The organism is Janthinobacterium sp. CG_23.3, assembly GCF_046115965.1.
In the GTDB taxonomy this organism is placed as follows: Bacteria; Pseudomonadota; Gammaproteobacteria; order Burkholderiales; family Burkholderiaceae_D; genus Janthinobacterium.
The window spans coordinates 1-4,043 of the sequence record NZ_JBJXIB010000220.1 but is presented as its reverse complement, the minus strand read 5'-3'; the positions used below and the strand labels follow the sequence as shown (position 1 = coordinate 4,043).

At 66.2% G+C, this 4,043-nt stretch carries 3 protein-coding genes and 1 riboswitch; of the genes, 1 reads left to right on the top strand and 2 read right to left on the bottom strand.

Annotated elements, in window-relative coordinates:
- Positions 1 to 197 precede the first annotated feature (197 nt).
- A riboswitch (cobalamin riboswitch) is annotated at positions 198 to 412 on the top strand.
- Positions 413 to 613: 201 nt separating this feature from the next.
- Complete coding sequence (locus ACFDR9_RS27080; protein WP_409032991.1) at positions 614 to 2,692, top strand: TonB-dependent receptor; 2,079 nt, start codon at positions 614 to 616, stop codon at positions 2,690 to 2,692.
- Between the two features lie 94 nt (positions 2,693 to 2,786).
- Here ACFDR9_RS27080 and ACFDR9_RS27075 read toward each other — a convergent pair whose 3' ends face one another.
- On the bottom strand, positions 2,787 to 3,107 hold the full coding sequence (locus ACFDR9_RS27075) for an AzlD domain-containing protein (RefSeq protein WP_409032990.1): 321 nt from the start codon (positions 3,105 to 3,107) through the stop codon (positions 2,787 to 2,789).
- Complete coding sequence (locus ACFDR9_RS27070) at positions 3,080 to 3,835, bottom strand: AzlC family ABC transporter permease (protein WP_409032989.1); 756 nt, start codon at positions 3,833 to 3,835, stop codon at positions 3,080 to 3,082. The genes ACFDR9_RS27075 and ACFDR9_RS27070 overlap by 28 nt, the downstream gene beginning before the upstream one ends.
- Between the last annotated feature and the right edge of the window lie 208 nt (positions 3,836 to 4,043).

Genomic DNA, 4,043 nt, shown 5'->3' with positions numbered 1-4,043 from the left:
CGCAAGCAAGGCCATGGCATGCTTGAGGTTCTGCTCCGGGCCTTCAACGGTAATCCTATCCCGCTTGCCGCATAGCGGCTGAACAGTCACTATTTGCCCTTGATTTCCTATTGTTTTTATATATCCGCGTTTAAAAACGCCTTGCGCATGGCCCTGCCGGCCCCGGCCGGGCGCCGCTGCGGCGCAACTGATGTAAAATGCGCCACTTACGCGATGGTGTCCTCCAGCATGTCTGCTGGAGGGTGAAACGGGAAGCCGGTGACAAGAGACACGCTCTCTAACATGCCGGCGCAGCCCCCGCTGCTGTATGCCTGACGATTTTGTCCGTACGCCACTGTGCCATTGCATGGGAAGGCAGGGCAGGAAAGGATGAGGGCGAGCCAGAAGACCGGCCATCGCGTGTATTGCTGGTGCAAAACCCGGGGTTTGGTTTTGTCCGTTGTGCCTTGAGTCCTGATTCGTTCCGCCGCCGCCGCAGCGTGCGCGCATGGCGCCACCGCGCCCATGCGCGCCCGCGCGCGCCGTCCGCCTGCGACTGTGGCCAGCGCCCACACGGCCACTTCTTTCTCGTGTCATGCCCGGATCATCGATGTGATCTTAGGAAATGAAACAGATGCGACACTTTTATACGCGAACACCGCTGCTGGCCGCTTTGCTGGCCGGCTGCAAACTGGCCGGCGCGACCGGCGTGCCCACGCTGCAGGAAGTCACCGTGGTGGGCAACCGGCCCGGCATGATCGGCGTCGCCGACTCCGCCACCGACGGCACGGTGACGGCGAAGCAACTGGCGACCCGTCCGCTGCTGCGCACCGCCGAGGTACTGGAAACGATACCCGGGCTGATCGTCACCCAGCACTCGGGCGACGGCAAGGCCAACCAGTACTTCCTGCGTGGCTTCAACCTCGACCACGGCAGCGATTTCGCCACCACCGTGATGGGCATGCCGGCCAACGTCGCCAGCCACGCCCACGGCCAGGGCTATATGGACTTGAACTTCCTGATGCCGGAGCTGATCGCCAACATCGAGTTCCGCAAGGGCGTCTACGCGGCCCGCGACGGTGACTTTTCCAACACCGGTTCGGCGCGCATCGACTACCAGCGCCAGGTGAAGGCGCCGTTCGTCGACCTGACGCTGGGCGCGCACCGGCACCGCCGCCTGCTGGCCGCCGGCAGCGGCGAATACGCCGGTTTCGACGTGATGGGCGCGGTCGAAGTGGCGGGCAACGACGGCCCCTGGGACTTGCCGGCCAATCTGCACAAGCGCAACGGCGTGCTGCGCCTGTCCAAGGGCAGCGCCAGCGACGGTTTCGCCGTCACGGCGATGGCTTACGAGTCGGACTGGCGCGCCACCGAGCACGTGCCCGAGCGCGCCATCAGCGGCGGCGGGATCGGCCGCTTCGGCGCGCTGTCGGGCAGCGACGGCGGCAAGACCCACCGTTATAGCCTGTCCGGCGAGTGGGCCGGCAGCGACGAGGCCGGGGCCGGCAGCGTCAGCGCCTATGTGATCGACTACGGCTTGAATTACTTCGCCGCACCGTCGGGGTTTACCAGCGGGCCGCGCGGCGACCAGCACGAGCAGGCCGACGAGCGCCTGATCTGGGGCGGCGAGGCGCGCCGCAGCGTGCGCCTGCAAGCGGTCGAGCTGACGGCCGGCGTGCAGCTGCGCCAGGACCGGGTCGGGCATGTCGGCCTGTATCAAACCGAGGGGCGGGTGCGCACCGGCACCGTGCGCCAGGACCAGCTGACCGAAACCGCCGTCGGCCTGTTCGTCGAGGCGCGCCGGCAGTGGACGCCGTGGTTGCGCAGCACCGTGGGGCTGCGCCGCGACCAGATCCGTGCCAGCGTCACGCCGACCGCCGGCGAGTTCAATATGCACAACGGCGGCAAGGTCGGCGCCGGCCAGACCAGCCCGAAACTGGGCCTGGTGCTGCGCCCGTCCGGCGCGCGCGGCGACACCGAGTTCTACGCCAACTGGGGCTACGGATTTCACAGCAACGACGTGCGCGGCGCCACCTCGGCGACCCATCCGGCCGACGGCAGCCCGGCTGAAAAACTGTCGCTGTTCGCCAAGTCCAACGGCGCGGAACTGGGCCTGCGCAGCAAGCCGCTGGCGGGCTGGAACACCAGCCTGTCGCTGTGGCGTATGAGCGCGGCGTCCGAGCTGGTGTTCGTCGGCGACGAGGGCGTCACCGAAGCGCGCGGCGCGTCGCGCCGGCACGGCCTGGAGTGGTCGAATTATTTCGCGCCCACCAGCGCCGTCAACATCGACGCCGACCTGGCCTGGTCGCATGCGCGCTTCAAGGAGCCGGTCGACGGCGGCGGCTCGCACGTGCCGAACGCGATTCCGCTGACCGCCTCGTTGGGGATGGGCTACGAGCCGGGCGGGAACTGGTACGGCGGCGTGCGCCTGCGCTACCTGGGCGCCTACGCCCTGGAGGAAAGCAACACCCACAAATCGACGCCGTTCTGGCTGGCCAATCTGAAGGTGGGCTACCGCATCACGCCGACGCTGCAACTGGGCGTCGACGTGCTCAATCTGCTGGGTCGCAAGGCCAATGATATTGAGTACTGGGGCGGCTCCTGCACGCGCGGCGAACAGGCCGACGGCAGTTGCGGCGGCGGCATTGACGGCCGCCTGGTGCATCCGCTGGAGCCGCGCACCGTGCGCCTGAGCCTGCGCGCCACGTTCTAAGGGGAAGGGCAAGGTTTGCTGCGCGCGCGGTGCCGCGCACGCCAACATGGTCGGATTACGCCCTGCGGGCTAATCCGACCTACGGAAATCGCGGTTAGGCGAAGTAGGTCAGCAAGCCAATCGCCGCCACGCCGCACAGCACGGTGGCGAACAGGCTGCGGCTGAGCACCGCGCACAGCAGGCAAGCGACGCTGGCGACGATGTTCGGCGTGGCCGCGCGCCAGTCGCCGTGGCGGGGAATGAGTTGCTCGGCGACCAGCCCGGCCATGATGGTGACGGGCAGGAAGGACAACCACTCCTGGTACCATTTTGGGAACGATTGTTTGCGCAGGAACAGCAGCGGAAAGACCCGCGGCACCAGGGTGACCAAGCCGCATCCGGCGATGATTAGGAGGATTTCGTAGCGGACTTCCATCGCATGGCTCCCATGGCAATAAACGAGGTGATGATGGCGGTCAGCACGACGCTGAACTCGCGGCCGAACAGCAGGGCGACCGGTTCGAGCAGGGCGACGGTCATGACGGCGGCGAAGATCTGCACGGCGCGGTCGCGGGCCGCCATCAATTGCAGCACGATCAGGCCGATGAACATCGCCACCAACGCGAATTGCAGGCTTTGCATGAAGTTGGCTGGAATCCAGGTCGCGGCCAGCGCGCCGATGATATTGCCCAGCAACCAATTCAGATAGGCCGTCAGGTTCAGGCCGGCCATCCACGCAAACGACAGCTTGCCGCTTTTCTGCGCGGCGACCGCGGCCACGCCGAAGGTTTCGTCGGTCAGTTGCGCGCCCAGCAAAAAATTGCGCAGGCTGCCCATGTGTTTAAAGTAGGGCACCAGATAGGCCGACATCAGCAGGTGGCGCAGGTTGACGAAGAACACCGCGACGCACACGGTGATGGCGGCGGCGTGGCTTTGCACCATGCCGGCGATGATGAATTGGGCCGAGCCGGCGTAGACGATCAGCGACATCAGCGCCACCTCCATCGTGCTCAGGCCGGACACCCGGGCCAGCGCGCCGGCGGAAAAGCCGATGCTCAGGTAACCCAGCACGGTGGGTACGCAGGCGATGCAGCCGTCCAGGAATCGCCTGGTCCAATTCTCGTGGCCGAGGGCGGTGGCGTCGATGTCGGCGGAGGGTGGCATGGGCTAAGGGCGCGGTGGCTGGTAACTATCGGTATCGCATAGTATGGGAATCAGCAATACAGCACAAGTACACTTGGCCGTATAGTTACACGGACTGTACCGGGGGGGGGGGCGGGGCAACGCTGGGGGGGGGGGAGGACGGGACCCGCCTTTTTGGGGGTGTAGCGCAGAGACGACCGAACAACTTTTGCCCCTATAGGTGTGGGGT